The organism is Oceaniovalibus sp. ACAM 378 (assembly GCF_008085915.1).
Lineage (GTDB): Bacteria > Pseudomonadota > Alphaproteobacteria > Rhodobacterales > Rhodobacteraceae > Oceaniglobus.
In genome coordinates this window covers 65,651-84,111 of the sequence record NZ_VSJK01000015.1, presented here as the reverse complement: position 1 = coordinate 84,111, position 18,461 = coordinate 65,651, and the positions used below count along the sequence as shown (strand labels likewise).

The 18,461-nt window shown below is 60.9% G+C and carries 19 protein-coding genes; 5 read left to right on the top strand and 14 right to left on the bottom strand.

The features are described from left to right. Positions 1 to 8: 8 nt before the first annotated feature. The gene (ectA, locus tag FQ320_RS18950; RefSeq protein WP_148474905.1) at positions 9 to 542 is read right to left on the bottom strand and encodes a diaminobutyrate acetyltransferase; all 534 of its coding nucleotides are present in this window, start codon (positions 540 to 542) and stop codon (positions 9 to 11) included. A 229-nt stretch (positions 543 to 771) separates the two neighbouring features. On the opposite strand from ectA, the gene FQ320_RS18945 reads away from it, so the two are divergent. Together FQ320_RS18945 and FQ320_RS18940 are read left to right on the top strand one after the other, a co-directional pair. Then, positions 772 to 1,272: a MarR family winged helix-turn-helix transcriptional regulator gene (locus FQ320_RS18945; RefSeq protein ID WP_148474904.1), complete on the top strand. Its 501-nt coding sequence runs from the start codon at positions 772 to 774 to the stop codon at positions 1,270 to 1,272. A gap of 364 nt (positions 1,273 to 1,636) precedes the next feature. Next, entirely contained in the window at positions 1,637 to 3,196 is a 1,560-nt protein-coding gene (locus FQ320_RS18940) for a Ppx/GppA family phosphatase (RefSeq protein ID WP_148474903.1), read from the top strand. A gap of 66 nt (positions 3,197 to 3,262) precedes the next feature. On the opposite strand, the gene FQ320_RS18935 is transcribed toward FQ320_RS18940, so the two are convergent. From FQ320_RS18935 to scpA, 6 genes are all read right to left on the bottom strand, one after another. After that, positions 3,263 to 3,586: an AAA+ family ATPase gene (locus FQ320_RS18935; protein WP_148474902.1), complete on the bottom strand. Its 324-nt coding sequence runs from the start codon at positions 3,584 to 3,586 to the stop codon at positions 3,263 to 3,265. Between the two features lie 17 nt (positions 3,587 to 3,603). Beyond that, positions 3,604 to 4,644, bottom strand: a complete 1,041-nt coding sequence (locus tag FQ320_RS18930; protein ID WP_148474901.1) for an endonuclease/exonuclease/phosphatase family protein — start codon at positions 4,642 to 4,644, stop codon at positions 3,604 to 3,606. Then, complete coding sequence (locus FQ320_RS18925; protein WP_148474900.1) at positions 4,641 to 5,327, bottom strand: molecular chaperone DjiA; 687 nt, start codon at positions 5,325 to 5,327, stop codon at positions 4,641 to 4,643. The genes FQ320_RS18930 and FQ320_RS18925 overlap by 4 nt, the downstream gene beginning before the upstream one ends. Before the next feature lie 138 nt (positions 5,328 to 5,465). Further along, the gene (locus FQ320_RS18920; protein ID WP_148474899.1) at positions 5,466 to 6,074 is read right to left on the bottom strand and encodes a VOC family protein; all 609 of its coding nucleotides are present in this window, start codon (positions 6,072 to 6,074) and stop codon (positions 5,466 to 5,468) included. 4 nt (positions 6,075 to 6,078) lie between these two features. Further along, complete coding sequence (locus FQ320_RS18915) at positions 6,079 to 6,579, bottom strand: MAPEG family protein (RefSeq protein WP_148474898.1); 501 nt, start codon at positions 6,577 to 6,579, stop codon at positions 6,079 to 6,081. Positions 6,580 to 6,635: 56 nt separating this feature from the next. Further along, positions 6,636 to 8,756 (bottom strand): methylmalonyl-CoA mutase, encoded by a 2,121-nt coding sequence (scpA, locus tag FQ320_RS18910; RefSeq protein ID WP_148474897.1) that lies wholly within the window; start codon positions 8,754 to 8,756, stop codon positions 6,636 to 6,638. Between the two features lie 90 nt (positions 8,757 to 8,846). On the opposite strand from scpA, the gene FQ320_RS18905 reads away from it, so the two are divergent. Further along, positions 8,847 to 9,338 (top strand): DUF4174 domain-containing protein, encoded by a 492-nt coding sequence (locus tag FQ320_RS18905; protein ID WP_148474896.1) that lies wholly within the window; start codon positions 8,847 to 8,849, stop codon positions 9,336 to 9,338. A gap of 238 nt (positions 9,339 to 9,576) precedes the next feature. Here the strand turns inward: FQ320_RS18905 and FQ320_RS18900 are convergent, their stop codons facing one another. The 6 genes from FQ320_RS18900 to FQ320_RS18880 form a co-directional block, all read right to left on the bottom strand. Further along, complete coding sequence (locus tag FQ320_RS18900) at positions 9,577 to 11,649, bottom strand: acetyl/propionyl/methylcrotonyl-CoA carboxylase subunit alpha (RefSeq protein ID WP_148474895.1); 2,073 nt, start codon at positions 11,647 to 11,649, stop codon at positions 9,577 to 9,579. Positions 11,650 to 11,791: 142 nt separating this feature from the next. Further along, positions 11,792 to 12,001, bottom strand: a complete 210-nt coding sequence (locus FQ320_RS18895; protein WP_148474894.1) for a hypothetical protein — start codon at positions 11,999 to 12,001, stop codon at positions 11,792 to 11,794. A 343-nt stretch (positions 12,002 to 12,344) separates the two neighbouring features. Beyond that, a complete protein-coding gene (locus FQ320_RS18890; RefSeq protein ID WP_148474893.1) occupies positions 12,345 to 12,692 on the bottom strand; it encodes a hypothetical protein in 348 nt (115 codons plus the stop codon). Between the two features lie 147 nt (positions 12,693 to 12,839). Beyond that, complete coding sequence (locus FQ320_RS25800; protein WP_187393970.1) at positions 12,840 to 12,977, bottom strand: hypothetical protein; 138 nt, start codon at positions 12,975 to 12,977, stop codon at positions 12,840 to 12,842. 214 nt (positions 12,978 to 13,191) lie between these two features. Beyond that, complete coding sequence (locus FQ320_RS18885; protein WP_255509604.1) at positions 13,192 to 13,626, bottom strand: DUF6497 family protein; 435 nt, start codon at positions 13,624 to 13,626, stop codon at positions 13,192 to 13,194. Next, on the bottom strand, positions 13,607 to 15,139 hold the full coding sequence (locus tag FQ320_RS18880) for an acyl-CoA carboxylase subunit beta (RefSeq protein WP_148474892.1): 1,533 nt from the start codon (positions 15,137 to 15,139) through the stop codon (positions 13,607 to 13,609). The genes FQ320_RS18885 and FQ320_RS18880 overlap by 20 nt, the downstream gene beginning before the upstream one ends. 417 nt (positions 15,140 to 15,556) lie before the next feature. Between FQ320_RS18880 and FQ320_RS18875 the strand changes: the two genes are divergently transcribed. Both FQ320_RS18875 and FQ320_RS18870 read left to right on the top strand, forming a co-directional pair. Continuing rightward, the gene (locus FQ320_RS18875; protein WP_148474891.1) at positions 15,557 to 16,000 is read left to right on the top strand and encodes a sugar dehydrogenase complex small subunit; all 444 of its coding nucleotides are present in this window, start codon (positions 15,557 to 15,559) and stop codon (positions 15,998 to 16,000) included. 51 nt (positions 16,001 to 16,051) lie between these two features. Then, positions 16,052 to 17,674, top strand: a complete 1,623-nt coding sequence (locus FQ320_RS18870) for a GMC family oxidoreductase (protein ID WP_148474890.1) — start codon at positions 16,052 to 16,054, stop codon at positions 17,672 to 17,674. A gap of 310 nt (positions 17,675 to 17,984) precedes the next feature. Here FQ320_RS18870 and FQ320_RS18865 read toward each other — a convergent pair whose 3' ends face one another. Further along, positions 17,985 to 18,359 (bottom strand): response regulator, encoded by a 375-nt coding sequence (locus FQ320_RS18865; protein ID WP_187393969.1) that lies wholly within the window; start codon positions 18,357 to 18,359, stop codon positions 17,985 to 17,987. Positions 18,360 to 18,461: the final 102 nt, after the last annotated feature.

Here is an 18,461-nt window from a genome sequence, read left to right as displayed (position 1 = left end):
GGTTGCGGTCAAGCTGTCTGCTTGATTTCGGGCGCGACCGGCAGTTCGATCGTCAACATGTGCTCGGTATCGTGAGCGCCGCCGAAATGTGCTTCCTTCTTGAAGTGGGGCTCGTCCGTCAGACGCCCGCCAACTTTGCGGGCAAAGCTGCGAAACATACCCCATGAAGCGTCGTTATCCTTGGTGATCGTGGTCTTCAGCGTTTCCGCATCGTCGGTCTCGCAACGATTGACGAGTTCGAAAAGCATGTGGTGACCCAAGCCAAGACCGCGCGCCTTGGGGCTGACAGCAACCTGCCAGACAAAAAATGCGGCCTCTCCCGGGATCATGTGGCCGGAGATCCAGCCGACGATCTCATCGTCAAGCTCTGCCACCACACAGGTGTCGCGAAAGTGGTCCACCTGAATCAGGTTGGCGTACATCGAGTTTTCGTCGAGCGGCTTGCAGTCGCGGACAAGCTCCCAGATTGCGGCCCCATCCGTCGCATCCGGTTTGCGCAGACGGGGCGCACATGATCGCGGTGTAACTGTGTCTTTCGGCATTCGCTTGGACCTCGTTAGTTGCAAGGCATAGAACTAGGGGATGATCGGTAGTACTTCAACAACTAAAGTAAAATATATACCCGGCACCATAGAACACAGTGAGAGCCGGTCCACACAGGATATTATGCTTCGACTATCTAATGATCGACCCGCGCGGACACCTCGATTTCCGCTTGCAGAACCGCTTCTGAGATTGAGCCATTTCGCACATCGTGCAATGATCCCTGCCATGACAAGCACGCCCCATGACCGGACTGATGAAAGCCTGATCGCCCTGCATCGCATTCTGCGGGCGACCGAGCATTATGCCCGCAAACTGGCCCAGGCCGCAGGGATGACACCGGCACAGCTCCGCGTGATGCAGATCGTCGATGAGAGGGACAGCGCGACCCCGAAAACACTGGCCAACCAGATGGGGGTCAGCCAGGCAACGGTGACGACATTGGTTGACAAACTGGTGGGCCGTGGCTTGGTCGAACGGGTGTCGTCTCAGGTCGATCGACGTCAGATCAATGTCGTCATGACGGCTGTGGGACGGACTGTGCTGGCCCATGCGCCCGACGCACTCCAGCAACGCTATGTCCTTGCATTCGCCAAGCTTGCCGATTGGGAACAGGCGCAACTTGTCTCATCACTCGAACGCGTGGCGTTCATGCTGGACGCACAGAGTCTGGATGCTTCGCCGGTGTTGCCGACAGGAGAGATTTGGGAAGGCACGGGCTCGGAATAGCGACTTCTCGCCTGCACCGGCGCGTCCGGCTCAACATCCGCGGTGCGCAAGCCGCGCTGTGTCGGGTTGCCAGAGAAGCTGTTGACTCGGGCGATTCGGATTTCACGTAGTGTAAGCGCTAAGCGCGAGCAGAAACAGTTGAAAACCGAGACGCCCTCATACCACTACTATGGCACTGATAAATTGTTACTTTCTCACTTGACTATACTCCCGCCGGAGACACTCTGCGCTCTTGTTCTGGCGAGAGGTCAAGTTGTGCTGAAGCTTTTGACGACACGTCCGGATCGCCTCCCGCCATTGACCCCGGGGGACACTGCGGGCAGTGTCGCGCACGACGGACACCGGACATCCGACAGGAGCCGCCATGAACGACCCAGCCCCCGACGCCTCTGAACCCGAGGATTGGGGGCCGTTCGGTCGACCGCTTTTCCACGATCCGACATCCCGTGCGCTGAGCCGGGTGGGTGTGGTCGATGTCGGGTCGAACTCGGTCCGGATGGTGGTTTTCGACGGTGCCGCACGCAGCCCCGCGTATTTCTTCAACGAAAAGGTCATGGCGGGGCTTGGGGCCGGTTTTGCCGAAACCGGGCGGTTGAATCCCGAAGGCCGGGTGCGGGCGCTGAATGCGCTGAAACGGTTCAGCCGGCTGGCCGAAGGCATGGGCGCCACCCCCCTGACCGTCGTTGCCACCGCCGCCACCCGCGAAGCGTCAGACGGCCCGGAATTCCGCGCCGAAGTCGAGGCGGCGACAGGGCTGCGGATGTGGGTCGTTGATGGCAAGGAAGAGGCGCGGCTGTCGGCGCAGGGTGTCATGCTGGGCTGGCCCGGCGCCAAGGGCATCATCTGCGACATCGGCGGATCGTCGATGGAAATGGCCCGGATCGGTGACGGACGCGTGGGCAAACGGATGTCTTCGGCACTCGGGCCGCTGCGGCTTCAGGGGATCAAGGGGAAGAAGGCGGTCAAGGCCGAAATCGCGAGCCAGATCGATACTCTGGTCGAGGGTCTTGGCATCGATCACAAGCGTTTGTTTCTTGTCGGTGGGTCGTGGCGTGCCATTGCCCGTATCGACATGCAGCGCCGCAACTACCCCCTGCACGTCCAGCACGAATACCGCATGACCCCGTCGGGCATCATGGCCACGGCGAAATTCATCGACCATCACACCCTGGACGAGTTGCGCGCGATGACCGGCATCGGCGAGGCGCGGATGTCGCTGATTCCGCTGGCGATCATGGTGTTGAAACAACTGATACGCCAGTTCAAACCTGCCGAGATCGCGATTTCAAGCTATGGTATCCGCGAGGGGCTGCTGTACGAACAGATGCCGCAACGCATCCGCGACCGCGACCCGTTGATCGAATCCTGCCGCTGGGTCGAACAGAAGGACGCGCGGATCCCCGGATTCGGCTCTGCGCTGTATCAATTCATCGAACCGCTGTTCAAGGGTGAGGGCGAAAAGCGCCTGCGCATCGTGCGTGCCGCCTGCCTGCTCCATGATGTCAGCTGGCGCGCCCATCCCGATTACCGGCACGAGGCCTGTTTCGACAACGCCACCCGCGCCAATCTGGGCGGGCTGACCCATCCTGAACGGGTGTTTCTGGGGCTGTCGCTGCTGCATCGCTATAAGAACTCACGCTCGGGCAGTCGGTTCGAGCCGATGATCGATCTGCTGAGCGACAAGGAAACCGCCCTGGCCGAGGTTCTGGGCCGGGCGATGCGGTTCGGTGCGATGTTTTCTGCCGAAAAGCCGGGCAGTCTGGGCGAATTGCGTTGGTTCCCGAAGAAAAAACTGCTGGAGCTGTGGTTGACCGAACCCGCCGAAGACCTTTACGGCGAAGTGGCGAAATCGCGGTTTCAGTCGCTGGTCCAAGCACTGGGTGCCGAAAGTCAGGTCAAGCGGCTGCGAGAGCGCAAGCCCTGACGTGTGTGCGGGATGCCGGACCACGTTCGGTGCTTATTTCAAAAGCAGGCGATATGACGGCGCCTGTCAGAGGTCGATTTCAGGGGGTGCGGGCAACGGCAGCGGCTCGGGTGTCTTGCGCCGCAGAATGATATCGCCGTTTTCCAGCACCTCGGGCGGATGATAGTCGTCCAGATCCTCGATCTTCAGGCCCTGCCAGTTCAGATCCTGCAACGCCCGCGCCATGTCGCGCACCGATGGTTCGACCTCGTCAAGCAACCCGCGGAACATCTTTCTTGCGCCCTCTCCCAACAGATCGACGCCTTCGCGGATGTCACCCTTGGGCACATCCGTCTCGGCCAGCGCAGGGCCGGACATCAGCAGGGCGGTAAGGGCGATGACAAGTCTCATGGAAATAATATAGGCGATCAAACCCCGTCTGAGAAGAGGTCGAGCGTTACCGGGAAATGATCCGAGGCGGTCAGCAGCGCGTTTGCCAGCGCGGGGTCACTGGCCGAGGTGGCGTCGTTCTGCGGGTGCCAGATGCGCCACACCGGCGCGGTGTTCGCCAGATCTGGAGTTACCATGATGAAATCCAGCAGCGCCTCCAGCCACTCTTCCCGGTGGCGCAGCCAAAACCGCGAAGTTGTGGGCCGATTGGCAGGGGCGGCGGTGGCATGGGGAGCGATCAGCCGGGTTGCGCCGCTGCCCAGCACGATTTCCACCCCCGAGCGCCCGAACAGCTGTTCATATTCGTCCAGCCCGGGCCCGTCGTTGAAATCGCCCATGACAATCAACGATTCGCCCCGCGCCAGATGTTCGTCGACCCTTGCGCGCAGCCAGATACATTGTGCCGACTGTTTTCTGCGGTTTTCAATGGCGATCCGCATGGCGCTGGCCGGGGTGGTGGCACCGTGCGGCGCCTTGGATTTCGCATGGACCCCGATCAGCCGCAGATCGCGCCCGCCGGCATGCAGCGCAACCTCAAGCGGTGGTTTGCTCCACTTGACGGTTTCCGGCGCGGCGTCGGTGTCGAGATCGATGTGAAACACGCCATCGAACCGCGGGTGCGCGCGGGCGTTCCGCTCGCCCAGCCGCGCACCCTGTGGATCGTGACGGGCGGTGACGGTGTCGGGATCATAGAGCAGCGCGATTTCCTGCTGCGTGTCGTTGGCAAACCCGATCAACCCACGCCGGGCCCGCAGACCAAAGCGGCGCGCAAAGGTTTCCAGCGCCACCACACCATCACGATTCCGCGAGGTGTCTGGGGCCTCGATCACCATCACCGCATCGGCGTCCAACGCGGTGAATACCCGCCCCAGCGCGGCGATCTGCGCGCCGCGGGTGATATTCCAGCGGGCGGACCAGCCGTCATCCTCGAGCAATTCGCCCGCGTCATCGAACAACGCGTTGAACCACTCGACATTGTAGGTCGCCAGCCGGACGCCCCGTCGATGGTTCGGCGTCACATCCGGCCTTCCGTGATTTCCGTATAGGCGCGATTGACCGAGATCAGCCGCTTTTCGGCCATTTTGATTGCTTCCTCGGGCAATCCCCGGGCGATCATGCGGTCCGGGTGGGTGTCGCGCACCAGTTGCCGCCAGGCCGCCTTTACCGCCGAGGGTGCTGCGCCGGATTCCAGCCCCAGCACATCCCAGGGGTCGGGGCGGGCATCGGGCACAAAACGGGCGCGAAGCGTGCGGAATTCACGCTCGGGCAGACCGAAAATGGTGCTGACACGGTGCAGGAACTCGTCTTCGGCGGGGTGATATGTGCCGTCTGCGATGGCAATGTGAAACAACCCCTCCATCAGATCGCACAGGGTCATTTGGCCGTCTGTGCCGCTGAACATCGCACCGATCCGCCGCGCGTATTCCTCGAATCCGGCAACATCCTGCCGCGCGAGGTTGAACACGCGGGCGGCGTTCGCCTCTTCGTCTGCGGGGATGTGGAACACCTGACGGAAAGCGGCGACCTCGTTGCGGGTTACCTGTCCGTCGGCCTTGGCCATCTTTGCGCCCAAGGCGATGACGGCAATCGTGAACAGGACCGAGCGTTCGGGCGGCGTGCGCAGGCGATCGAATACCGCAAACAGGCCCTCGCCGTTGGCAAGGGCTGAAAGGGCGTCACCGATGCGGCTCCAGATCGACATGGCGCAACGTTACCCCGTCAACGCGGCAGTGTCAGGCGGGATCGCCCGATTGCGACACGAAACAGACTGCGACACATGGTTGCAGTTCATGCGCCTGCGCCGCTCTCAATTTTACAGCCAGTCACAGTCATCCGTGCGTCATCCCAGCGTCACCCGACCCTTGGGCGTGTCGAACACCGCCGTCAGTCCCGGCGCGTCAGAGGTCATCACCGCAACCGGCCCCTCCAGATCGCCCAGCGCGGCGCGTAACGCGCTTGCCCGGGGTGACGCCACCGTCAGCGCCCGCAACCGGCACGCCGCATCGGGCAGTCGCGCCGCCGGATGTGCTGCGCCCTGCCATCGGATCAGCGCAGGCGCCATTCCATCGAACGGCGTTACGCCGCTTTCGGTCACCGCCATCTGCCAAGCCAGATCGCCGCGCGACAGATCCATCACCTCGCCGTCCATTGCCAAGGCTTGCATTGCTTTGGGGATGTCATCGCAACGGGTGATCCAGTTGTTCAGGCGCGGCGGCCCGTCGAAATGATCAAGCCCGAACCAGCGCGGCCGCCCGGGATCGCGACCGTCGGGATCAATCGCGATCACCTCAAGGTACAGATTTGGTCCAAGCGACAGCAACCTGTTGTGGGTGCCCATGGCATCATGGACGCCGCCGGGCGCCATCGTCACGCCGAACGCATCTTCGACAAACTCCACACCCTCGGCCAAAGTCCGAGCCGCGATTGCCAGATGATCCAGTTCCATCATCGTCCTATCCAATCAGATATCGCAGTCCCGCCCAAAGCACTGCCGCGATCGTAGCATAGAAAGTGGCGGCAAATCCAAAGGCGCGCAAGGCCGGAGCGTGCCGGTATCCAACCCAGAAGGCCAGCCGGGACAGCGCAAACGCCACCCCCAATGCCGCCAGAACCCCCGGCCCGTCCCCCAGCAAGAGGTATCCGCAGGCAGGCCAGACACAAAGCGCCAGCAGCAGTTGTTCAACCGTATTGGACAGCACACGCTGGTCTACCCAAGCGCGGGTGCCGGGCGCAAACGGCTGTCCGTCAATCAGTCCGTCGTCAAAGAACCGCGCCGCCGCCAGCCGCCCGATCATCAACAGCAGAACCAGCCCCGGCGGCAAGAATGCAAATGCCAGAGATGGCAACAATGCAAAAACCGGCAGGTTCACCACCGCCACGCCCAGCCAGACAACACCGACAGCCCAGAGTGCCCCCGCTCCCATCCCGATCAGAATCGCCCGGCGTTTAACCATATCGCGTGCCTTTTTCCCGGTGCAAATTCCCTTGGGAGGGTTTCACGTCTGCCCTATCAGCCCCGCGTTGATCGGATCAGCGACAGGATATCCTTTGCCGCCGCCGGAATGTTGGTGCCCGGCCCAAAGATCGCCTTGACGCCAGCATCCATCAGGAAGGCATAGTCCTGTTTCGGGATCACCCCGCCGCAGATCACCAGAATTTCGCCCGCACCCGCCGCGTTCAGTGCCTCGATCAGTTTTGGCGCCAGCGTCCGGTGCCCCGCCGCCTGAGACGAGATTCCGATCACATGGACGTCGTTGTCCACCGCATCCTGCGCCGCCTCCTCGGGGGTCTGGAACAACGGTCCCACATCCACGTCAAAGCCGATGTCGGCAAAGGCAGTGGCGATCACCTTTGCGCCGCGGTCGTGCCCGTCCTGGCCCATCTTGACCACCAGCATACGGGGGCGGCGACCCTCTTCCTCGGCGAAGGCTTCAACGTCCGCCTGAATTGCTTCGAACTCTGCGTCACCTTCATATGCCGCGCCATAGACGCCGGCCAAAGTCTTTACCTCGGCGCGGTGCCGGCCAAATGCGTTTTCCATCGCGGTGCTGATTTCCCCCACCGTCGCCCTTGCCCGGGCTGCCGTAATCGCCAGCGCCAACAGGTTGCCGGTGCCGTCCCGCGCGCCCTGCTCCAGCGCCGCCAGCGCCGCATCGCAAGCCGCCTGATCTCGGGTCGCACGGATGCTTTCCAAACGCGCGATCTGTGATGTCCGCACACCGGCGTTGTCGATGCTGCGGATGTCCAGTTGGTCTTCTTTCTCAAGCCGGAACTTGTTGACCCCGACGATCACCTCTTCGCCCCGGTCGATGGCCGCCTGTTTCTTCGCCGCTGCCTCTTCGATCCGCAGTTTCGGCATGCCGGTGGCAACGGCCTTGGTCATGCCGCCCATTTCATCGACTTCGGCAATCAGTTTGCGCGCCTCGGTGATCAGATCTGCGGTCAGCTTTTCGACGTAATACGACCCGGCGAGCGGATCGACCACATTCGTCACGCCGGTTTCGTTTTGCAGGATCAACTGGGTATTGCGAGCGATCCGGGCGGAAAAATCTGTTGGCAGGGCGATCGCTTCGTCAAAACTGTTGGTGTGCAGCGACTGGGTGCCGCCCAGCACCGCGCTCATCGCCTCATAGGCGGTGCGAACGATGTTGTTATAGGGATCCTGCTCGGCCAGCGACACGCCCGACGTCTGGCAATGGGTGCGCAAGACCAGCGAGCCGGGCTTTTTCGGCGCAAATTCGGTCATGATCTCGTGCCAAAGGAACCGCGCTGCCCGCAGCTTGGCCGCCTCCATGAAGAAGTTCATCCCAATGGCGAAAAAGAACGACAACCGCCCGGCAAAGGCATCGACATCCATGCCTCGTGCCACAGCGGTGCGCACATATTCCTTGCCGTCGGCGAGGGTAAACGCGAGCTCTTGCACAAGGTTCGCGCCCGCCTCTTGCATGTGATAGCCGCTGATCGAGATCGAGTTAAAACGCGGCATTTCGCGCGCCGTATAGTCGATGATGTCCGCGACGATCCGCATGCTGGGTTCTGGCGGATAGATATAAGTGTTCCGCACCATGAACTCTTTCAGGATGTCGTTCTGGATGGTGCCTGACAGGGCCGCGCGGTCGACCCCCTGTTCCTCACCCGCCACGATGAACGAGGCAAGCACCGGAATCACCGCGCCGTTCATCGTCATGCTGACCGAAATTTCGCCCAAGGGGATGCCGTCGAACAGGATCTTCATATCCTCGATTGAATCGATGGCCACCCCGGCCTTGCCCACGTCGCCCTCGACCCTCTCGTGATCGCTGTCATAGCCCCGGTGGGTCGCCAGATCGAAGGCCACGCTGACCCCCTGCTGCCCAGCATCCAGCGCGCGTCGGTAAAAGGCGTTGCTTTCCTCGGCGGTCGAGAACCCGGCGTATTGTCGGATCGTCCAGGGCCGCCCGGCATACATCGTCGCCTTGGGCCCACGGGTGTAGGGCACCTGCCCCGGCATCGATCCGGTGTGCTCCAACCCTTCGGCGTCGGCGGCGGTGTGCACCGGTTTCACCGCAATACCTTCGGCAGTGTGCCACGTGAGGTCGTCCAGAGGGCGGCCGCGCAGTTCTTTTTCGGCCTGAGATTTCCAGTCGCTCATCGGGCGTCCTTTCGGTGGAACCGGGGGATGGGCCATCCCCTCTGGGTTTTTCGCGGCGTAGGGCCTATATCCATTGGGACAGGAGATTCCATGCGCAGATTTACAGCCCTTGTTTTTCCGGCACTTGCCGCAATCCTAATAGGTGCGGCGACGATTGCACAGACGGCCGAGACCGCTGAACCCGTTGAGGGGGCTGTCGAGCGCTGGCGTGCCGATCCGACGGTCGTGTTCGCCGCTTCGGAAATCGATCTGGAGGAATTCCTCTGGATCGCCCGGCCCATCGTCGTCTTTGCCCAGACTCCGGCCGATCCGGCTTTTATTGAGCAGTTGACCCTGCTGGCCGCCCGCCCCGAAACTCTGGCCGACCGCGACGTCCTGCTGGTCACCGATACCGATCCGAAAAATCCCAGCGACATCCGGCTCAAGTTGCGCCCGCGCGGGTTCATGCTGGTGCTGCTCGACAAGGACGGCGCGGTAAATCTGCGCAAGCCCATGCCCTGGAGCACGCGCGAGATCAGCCGGTCCATCGACAAGATGCCGATTCGCCAGCAGGAAATCAGCGAACAGCCGATGCTAAGGTAAACCCTCATGTCCCCGCCTGTCCGGCAAAGGTGAACGTGGCGCCAGCCAGCAGGGTCGGGGCAAAATCGAGCAGAAGAGCCGTGACCAGAAGCCCCGATCATGGTTCCAGAACAAAGCGCGGGACGAAGACTGTCACCGCCAATACCCCCATCGAAAGCCCGTCCGTATCGACGCGCAAAGGCCGCCCCCACCAGCGCGGCAATGCGGACCGGGCGCGGCTTCGCGATGGGTTCGGGCATCAATCGAACTCCATGATCACATCGTCCACCGCCAGATTGTCACCTGCGCTGGCATTCACCCGGGCCACCCGGCCCTTGCGTTCGGCACGCAGGGTGTTTTCCATCTTCATCGCTTCTACGGTGCACAGGGCCTGCCCCTCCTGCACCTCATCGCCGGGTTCAACGTCGATCCTGACGATCAGCCCCGGCATCGGGCACAGCAACAGGCGCGACGTATCCGGCGGCAGCTTTTCGGGCATTAGCGCGGCCAGGTCCGCCTGCCGCGGCGAATAGACCCGGACGCTCAGGTCGGCCCCACGGCTGCGCAGACGGAACCCGCCGGTGATCTTGCCCACTTTCAGAACCAAAGCTGCGCCCGCGACCGACAATCGCGCCAGCGTCTGCCCGGGCGTCCAGTCTGATTCGACGCGCATGGCGGGTGTGTCGGCAAAGTTCACCGTGGCGCCGGTGCGGTCTGCATCGATACTGACCGGGTACTGCACCCCCTGAAGTTCAACCACCCAATCCGCCCCGACCTTGCGTTCATGGTTGTCCATCCGCCCAGACACCCGGGTGCGACGGATTTCGGCGACGCGGTACATCGCCGCTGCCGCCGCCGCGACACGGCGCAAGTCTTCCTCGGGCAGGGTGACGCCGGTGAACCCTTCGGGCCATTCTTCGGCGATAAAAGCGGTGGTGATATCGCCCGCCACAAATTTCGGATGGTCCATGACGGCAGACAGAAACGGCAGGTTGTGACCGATACCCTCGACCTCGAATGAATCGAGCGCCACCCGCATCGTTTCGATCGCCGCCGCCCTGTCATGGCCCCAGGTACACAGTTTGGCGATCATCGGATCATAATACATCGAGATCTCGCCGCCTTCGAAAACGCCCGTATCATTGCGCACGACACCGGCGGGATCGGCCGGCCTGCCGTTTGTGGGTGCGACAGACCTTTCCGCCGCACCCTCTGCTCTGGTCGTGAGGCTATCCAGGGTTGTCTCGGCAGGCGGGCGATATTTGGACAGCCGACCGATGGAAGGCAAAAATCCGCGATACGGGTCTTCGGCATAAAGCCGCGATTCAATCGCCCAGCCATTCATCGCGATATCATCCTGCCCGAAGGCAAGCTTTTCACCGGCGGCAACACGGATCATCTGCTCGACCAGATCGATGCCGGTGATCAGTTCGGTCACCGGATGTTCGACCTGAAGCCGGGTGTTCATTTCCAGAAAATAGAAATTCCGCGCCCCGTCGACGATGAATTCCACCGTGCCCGCGCTGGTATATCCCACGGCAGCGGCCAGCGCACAGGCCTGTTCTCCCATGGCGCGGCGCGTCTCGGGGTCAAGGAAGGGCGACGGCGCCTCTTCGATGACCTTTTGGTTGCGACGCTGAATGCTGCATTCCCGTTCGTGCAGATAGACGGTGTTGCCATGGGCATCGGCCAGCACCTGAATTTCGATATGCCGCGGCTGGGTTACGAATTTTTCCACGAAAATTCGATCATCGCCAAAACTTGCCGCTGCTTCGTTCTTTGAACTCTGGAAACCTTCGCGCGCCTCATTGTCGTTCCAGGCGATGCGCATGCCCTTGCCGCCGCCACCGGCGCTGGCCTTGATCATCACCGGATATCCGACTTCGCCGGAGATTCGCACAGCTTCTTCGGCGTCGGCGATCAGGCCCATATGGCCGGGGACGGTGCTGACTCCCGCCTCGGACGCGATTTTCTTCGATGTGATCTTGTCGCCCATCTTTTCGATCGCACCCACGGGCGGGCCGATAAAGGCGACACCGGCCTTGGCCAGCGCGGCGGCAAATTTCGGGTTCTCCGACAGGAAACCATAGCCCGGATGCACCGCCTCGGCGCCGGTCTGGCGCACCGCCTCCATGATCCTTTCGATCACGATATAGGACTGATTGGCGGGGGCCGGGCCGATATGCACCGCCTCGTCCGCCATCCGCACATGCAGCGCGTTCCGGTCGGCATCAGAAAAGACCGCGACGGTCGCGATGCCCATGCGACGCGCTGTCTTGATCACACGACAGGCGATTTCACCCCGGTTGGCGATCAGGATTTTCTTGAACATCGGGACATCCTTTCAGACACGCGCGCCGCGTGGCCTTAGATTTGCACAATTCGATCGGAGCGAAAAACGGTCGGGACTAACGCAAAACGCCACCCGGGCACATGGCTCGGGTGGCGTTAAAAACCGTTCGGTTGGGGTCGTGTCAGCGCGGGCAAAGCTCGGGCACGACATCGTCACACAGGGCGCCGCCTGCTGCACCGATGGCCACCGCAGTGCCGACGTTGTTGTTGGTAAGCGCTGCCGCCGCACCAAGCCCGACGCCGCCAATTGCCGCGCGGTTGAGATCGGCGTTGTCAGTGCATGCACCAAGCCCCAAAAGGGCCGCGGTGCCGAGAATCCAAAGTTTGTCCATGTTTGACTGCCTCCGTCATGGTTGTTTTTGTAACTGACAGCACTTGACCACGGCTCGGGCCTCACCACAATCGCGATTCCCACCCATATTGCCCGTTCGGCAAGCCATCGCCGACGGAAAGCCCCGGATGCGGTGCAAAGACGTGATCCGCCCCGCAAAGGGACGGACCACGCAAGGGAAGGGTAACGATCTTGACAGACCGAGGCGCGACTCGTGCTGTAAAGCGACGCCCCGACACATAGAGTGCCAGTCAGGATTAACGGGCGAAACCGTCGCGTCGCCACACGGCCAGGTTGTGCAGATTCTCGCCTTTTTCGTGGTGCAATTGGCCGGATCATGCCGGTCAACCCTTGAAGATGTCGGGAAATGCGGCAGCTGCACGAGCAAGATCCACCCTCAGCAGCGCCGAATAGCTTGCGTCGTCGAACGGATCTTCTGCGGGCACCACTTCGCGCCCGAAGAGCCAGGACAGCCGTCCGGCATCCAGATTGCCACGCTCGAACGGTTCTGCGCCGAAATATTCGCACAGGGCGAGCAGGAACCCTTCGTCCGCGCGCCGGTCAGCCGGGCGTCGGTCAGAGTGGCGCGTTCGCGCGGTCAGCGGCGTTGCACCCTTGGGATTGGCGCGGCGGACAGTGAACTGGAAATCGGTTCCGGGCAGGCGGCCGGGAAAGCCGCGGTGTTTTGTCATGTCTTCCCTCATGCGCTTTCCCCCGGCAGGGTGCGGCATGGCAGGGTGCTGTTTAGCACAGACCCGATGGGCAGAGACACGGACGGGGCAGGCGCCAGCGCCTGCCCCAAAAGGCAAGACCCGAAAGCCTGCCCCTGATAGCAAGTCTTACTTGTACTTGCCGGTATATACTGGCTCGGACGAGATGGCCGGCTGGGTGTATACGATTTCTTCTTCTTTTTGGGCGCAAGCGGCGACAACAGCAAACAGGCCGAGTGCCATGACAACTTTGATGCTCTTGGACATCGATAACTCCTGGTCAGGTTTTGAGGTTGGGCAATGGCTCTGCCTATGCCGCACCCCACGTGCGAAGTACAGGTCTCCTGTGGGATACCTTGCAAAATCTTAACCGATGCCGGTTTCGATTGAAATGCCCCGAGATGCAAGCCGTCGCGCTGTGGCAACTCTGCATCATTTTGGCGTGAAGCCTGTGAAAACAAGGTGATATGCTGGGGATTCATCAGAAACCCTCCCATCTGCAGGCGGACTCATCCGGACTGTATTGTTCGAAGAACTGGACGACATCAGGCGATATTTCGCCGAACTCCACCGACCGTTCGGCAAGGGATATTGCAATCCGCGAAGGCTGCGGCCCCAGCTCGGCCAGACGCGGCAGAGCATAGCCGTCGCAGAGCGCCTGCATGTCATCGACCGCACCCTCGTTGCTGCGGGCCACATGGGGCGCAATGAACCGGAATCGATAGACCAGGCCCGTACCCGGCACGTTCGTAATCACATCCTGCAACACCACCGCCTGCCCCGAGGGAACGGCGACAGGCAGATCAATCGCCGCTGTTGCCGGGGCGGCGCATAGCGCGATCAGGAACGGCGCAATGGCGGTGCGGGCGTGCCCCCTGCCCTTCCCGGGCATTGCGTCAAAGCGGAATATTGTCATGCTTTTTCCAAGGATTGCTCAATTGTTTACCACGCAGCGACGCAAAGGCACGGCAAACGCGCTTGCGGGTTGCACTGGGCCGGATCACCTCATCGATAAAGCCGCGCTCGGCGGCTTTGAACGGATTGGCGAAGTTCGCCTCGTATTCGGCGGTGCGCGCCGCGATACGCTCACTGTCGCCCAGTTCGGACCGGTACAGAATTTCCGTCGCCCCTTTCGCGCCCATCACGGCGATCTCTGCCGTGGGCCAGGCATAGTTCAGATCGCCGCGCAGGTGTTTGGAGGCCATCACATCATAAGCCCCGCCGTAAGCCTTGCGTATGATCACGGTTACTTTGGGCACCGTCGCCTCGCCATAGGCGAACAGCAGTTTGGCTCCGTGTTTGATGACGCCACCAAACTCCTGCCCCGTTCCGGGCAAAAATCCGGGCACATCGACCAGCGTGAGGATTGGAATTTCAAAGGCATCACAGAACCGCACGAATCGCGCGGCCTTGCGGGACGAATCAATATCCAGACATCCGGCGAGCACCATCGGCTGATTCGCCACGATGCCCACGGTGGACCCTTCAAGCCGGATGAACCCAATCAGGATGTTTTTGGCGAATTCTTCCTGAATTTCATAGAAGTCCCCCTCATCCGCGAGTTTGCCGATCAGCTCCTTCATATCATAGGGCGTATTGGCGTTTTCGGGCACCAGCGTGTCCAGGCTGTGATCCAGTCGGTGGGGCGGATCGAAAAACGGCCGGCGGGGCGGTTTTGAGCGGTTGTTCAGCGGCAGGAAATCGAACAGCCGACGCACCTCGGTCAATGCAATCACGTCGTTTTCAAACGCGCCGTCGGCAACGCTGGATTTGCGTGTGTGGGTTATTGCGCCGCCCAGTTCCTCGGCGGTCACCACCTCATTGGTAACGGTTTTCACCACGTCAGGGCCGGTGACGAACATATAGCTCGAATCGCGCACCATGAAGATGAAATCAGTCATCGCGGGGGAATACACAGCGCCCCCCGCGCAAGGCCCCATGATCACGCTGATCTGCGGCACGACACCGCTGGCCAGTACGTTTTTCTGGAACACTTCGGCATAGCCAGCCAGCGAGGCAACACCTTCCTGAATCCGTGCGCCGCCAGAATCGTTCAACCCGATGACAGGGGCGCCGTTGCGCATCGCCATGTCCATCACCTTGCAGATCTTCTGAGCGTGGGTTTCCGACAGTGACCCGCCCAACACGGTGAAGTCCTGTGAGAACACATAGACCTGCCGCCCGTTGATCGTACCCCAGCCGGTCACGACTCCGTCGCCCGGCACCTTGTTGTCGGCCATGCCGAAATCCGTGGCACGGTGGGTGACGAACATGTCGAATTCTTCGAAACTGTCATCGTCCAGCAAAAGATCGACCCGTTCCCGCGCGGTCAGCTTTCCCTTGGCGTGCTGGGCATCGATACGTTTTTGCCCGCCACCCGCACGCGCCTCGGCACGGCGGATTTCAAGCTGTGTCAGGATGTCCTTCATCACGCGCCCCCTTGGCTGTTCTTCCGGTGATACCGGATCGCTGCGCCGTCGCAAAGACGGATCGGCAATTTTTGCAAAGCAACCGGATGACTTGACCCATGAAATGGATTTTTACGAACGCGCAGGCACCGCCTGTCGGTGCAGAACATTGCGAAAAGAAGCGGGTGAACCGCCTGCCGATTGTGCCGCCTGTCGATTGTGCCGCCTGCCGATTATGGAAGTCTTTCATCCAAACACGACTTGCGCCTTTTCGTTGACCTGCTCATCCTGTCCGTTCCAATGCCCCTTGCGACTGAAGTCACTGATGGTCCGTGAACCATGTCGCTTTGTATTCGGGAACCGCTGGAAATCCCTGCGCGTTGTACCACAACACAACAGAAATTCGCTTTGCCTTACAATAACAAAGGGGACACCATCATGACCCAATCCGAGGTTACAACTCCGACCAACCTTACACGCCGGGGGCTTTTGTCTGCCGTTTCGGCAATGTCGGTGCTGTCGCTGTCGCAATGGCCCGGTCGGGCATTGGCTGCCAATCTTGACGTTGACGCATTTCTTGCGCTCTCGCAAAGGTTGGTCGGACAAGATGGCGTTTACGAGGATATCGCAGGCGCAATGCTGAAGGCTTTTGCGGAAACCGGAAAAGAGGACGAGGTTGCGGCCCTTGCCGCAGGTGAAAGCAAGGAGGATCTGGCCAATGCCATTGTGGCGTCCTGGTACACCGGAATTTCGCCAGATCCCGATGACTTGCAAGTACTTACCTATACCGAAGCGTTGATCTGGCAGGCGATGGATTACACCAAACCGATGGCACATTGCGGCGGCGGCATGGGCTATTGGGCAGATCCGCCAGCGGCGTGACCCGGCACAATCCCCCATATCCCCACACTCAAGACCCAAGGAAATCCACCAATGGCAAATGACATTACGGCAGACATCCTGATTATCGGCACCGGCATCGCCGGGGCAGTCGCTGGCGCGAAGCTGGCTCAAAAAGGACTGAAGGTCGCCTTTCTGGAAAGTGGCAAGCGGATCAACCGGGCGGATGCTGTCCAGACATTCTGGGATGCCAAGATCAAGGTACCAGAGTCTGCCTATCCCAATGATCCCACGGCACCCCATCCGGTCAGCCACAGGATCGCCGATTATTACCAGCAGATGGGGCCTGAGGATTTTAAATCCACTTATATCAAGGTGGTGGGCGGGACGACATGGCACTGGCTGGGCACCACATTGCGCAACGTTCCGGCGGATTTCAAACTGAAATCCCTGTACGGCCATGCGGTGGATTGGCCGTTTGACTATGATGCGCTCGAGCCATTCTATCTGGCAGCCGAACAGGAAATCGGTGTGGCAGGTGACAATGACGAAGATCTGGGCTCGCCGCGATCCGGGAATTTTCCGATGCCGGTAATTCCCATGACCTATCTCGACAAACAGTTTGCCAAGGCATTGGACGGCACAAAATATCAGGTCCGCTCCACACCCCAGGGCCGGAACTCGACCTTTCACGCTGACCGTCCTGAGTGCTGTGGCAACGGGTCGTGCATCCCGATCTGCCCGATTCAGGCGAAATATGACGCGACCGTGCATGTCTTTCAGGCAGAAGCCGCGGGTGCCGTCGTCCATGACGAGACCACAGCCACGCGGTTGAACCTCGGTACCGACGGGCAGATCGCATCGGTCGATTTCCGTCGTGCGGATGGGACCACAGGAACCGCCACCGGCAAGGTCGTGGTGGTCGCGGCACATGCGATTGAAACCCCGAGGTTGTTGTTGAATTCGGCACAGGAAGGCGCGCCAAACGGAATCGCCAACAGTTCCGATCAGGTCGGACGCAACCTGATGGATCACCCGAGCATGCTGAGCTGGGCCGAAACGCCCGAGCCGGTCTGGCCTTTCCGTGGTCCGCTTTCCACCTCGGGGATTGAAAATCTCCGCGATGGCGAATTCCGCAAGGATCGCGCGGCGTTCCGGATCGAGATCGGCAATGATGGCCACAGCTGGCCCACAGGGGCACCCCTGTCGACAGCAGCAGATCTGGCAAAGACTGGGCTGCGTGCGGCGGAACTCGACGCAGCGATCAAAAAGGCGACCTCACGCCAGATCCGCCTTGCGTCGCTGGTCGAGCAATCGCCAGACGCCGAGAACCGCGTGACGCTGGACCCCGACAAGCGCGACGCCAACGGCATGCCCCTGCCCCGTATCCACTATGACTATTCCGCCTATACACGCGCTGGACTGGATGCAGCACAAGCGGCGCACGACGAAGTGTTTGCCGCAATGGGTGCCACCAATATAAACCACGCCGAGGATATCAACGGGTCTGGGCATGTCATCGGCACAACCCGCATGGGCCTGGATGCGGCAAGCGCAGTGGTGGACGCCGATCTGCGCAGCTTTGATCATCGCAATCTGTTCCTGTTGGGATCGGGCACCTTTCCCACCTCTGCGACGGCCAACCCAAGTCTCACCATCGCGGCATTGTCACTGCGCGCAGTGGATGCAATCGCCGCCAGCGTAGCCAAGGGATAAGCAATCCGTGTCGATCAAAACCTGATCGACGAACATCATACGGGCCCTCCGAATACGGGGGCCCGTTGTTGTTCAGACGCTCGGGATGATGTCTGAGGGTGACACAAAGGCGCTTTTGCCGATATCCGGTCGCAGACCGCGAAAATCGGCACCAAACACCCTGAGCCTCAAGACAACTCTCGATTTGCTAAGGTTAAGTAAAGTGACAGCATCGACGATCCCGGGAACACTGTTTCCCTGCGGGTTGCGATGGCGTCATCGTCCGGCGATTATGTGTCCGCCGTGGGAATTTGGCATCCGCCCTGAGCCGTCAAATCATCTGGACGCAGCGCAAGGCCTGCTCCAGAGTCTGCGTCGTGACCGGCTTTGAAAAAACGTGGTCGTCGGGCTGCAAGAATACGACACTGAGCCTGTCATAGGCCGTGAGAAACGCAAAAGGCACATCTTTGTCGCGCAGCACGGCAGCGACGTCTTCGGTGGTTTGCCCGTGCCCCAGATTGATGTCGAGCAAGGCGGCATCGACACGTTCGGTGCACGCCAGTTTCATCGCTGACGCGGCATTCAAGGCGGGGCCAACCACCTCATACCCCATTTCACGCAGGGTTTCTGCAAGCTCGAGAGCGACAAATACCTCGTCCTCGGCAATCAGGACGCGTTTTGGCATCGCGTCGATTTCCTGCATCATGCTCATTTCCTGTGACCTTTCACAAAGGCTGACATCGTTACTCCCACCGGTCAACGGACGGTCGGCAGTCTGGTTCCATGGCCTGTCTGGTCAAATGGACCC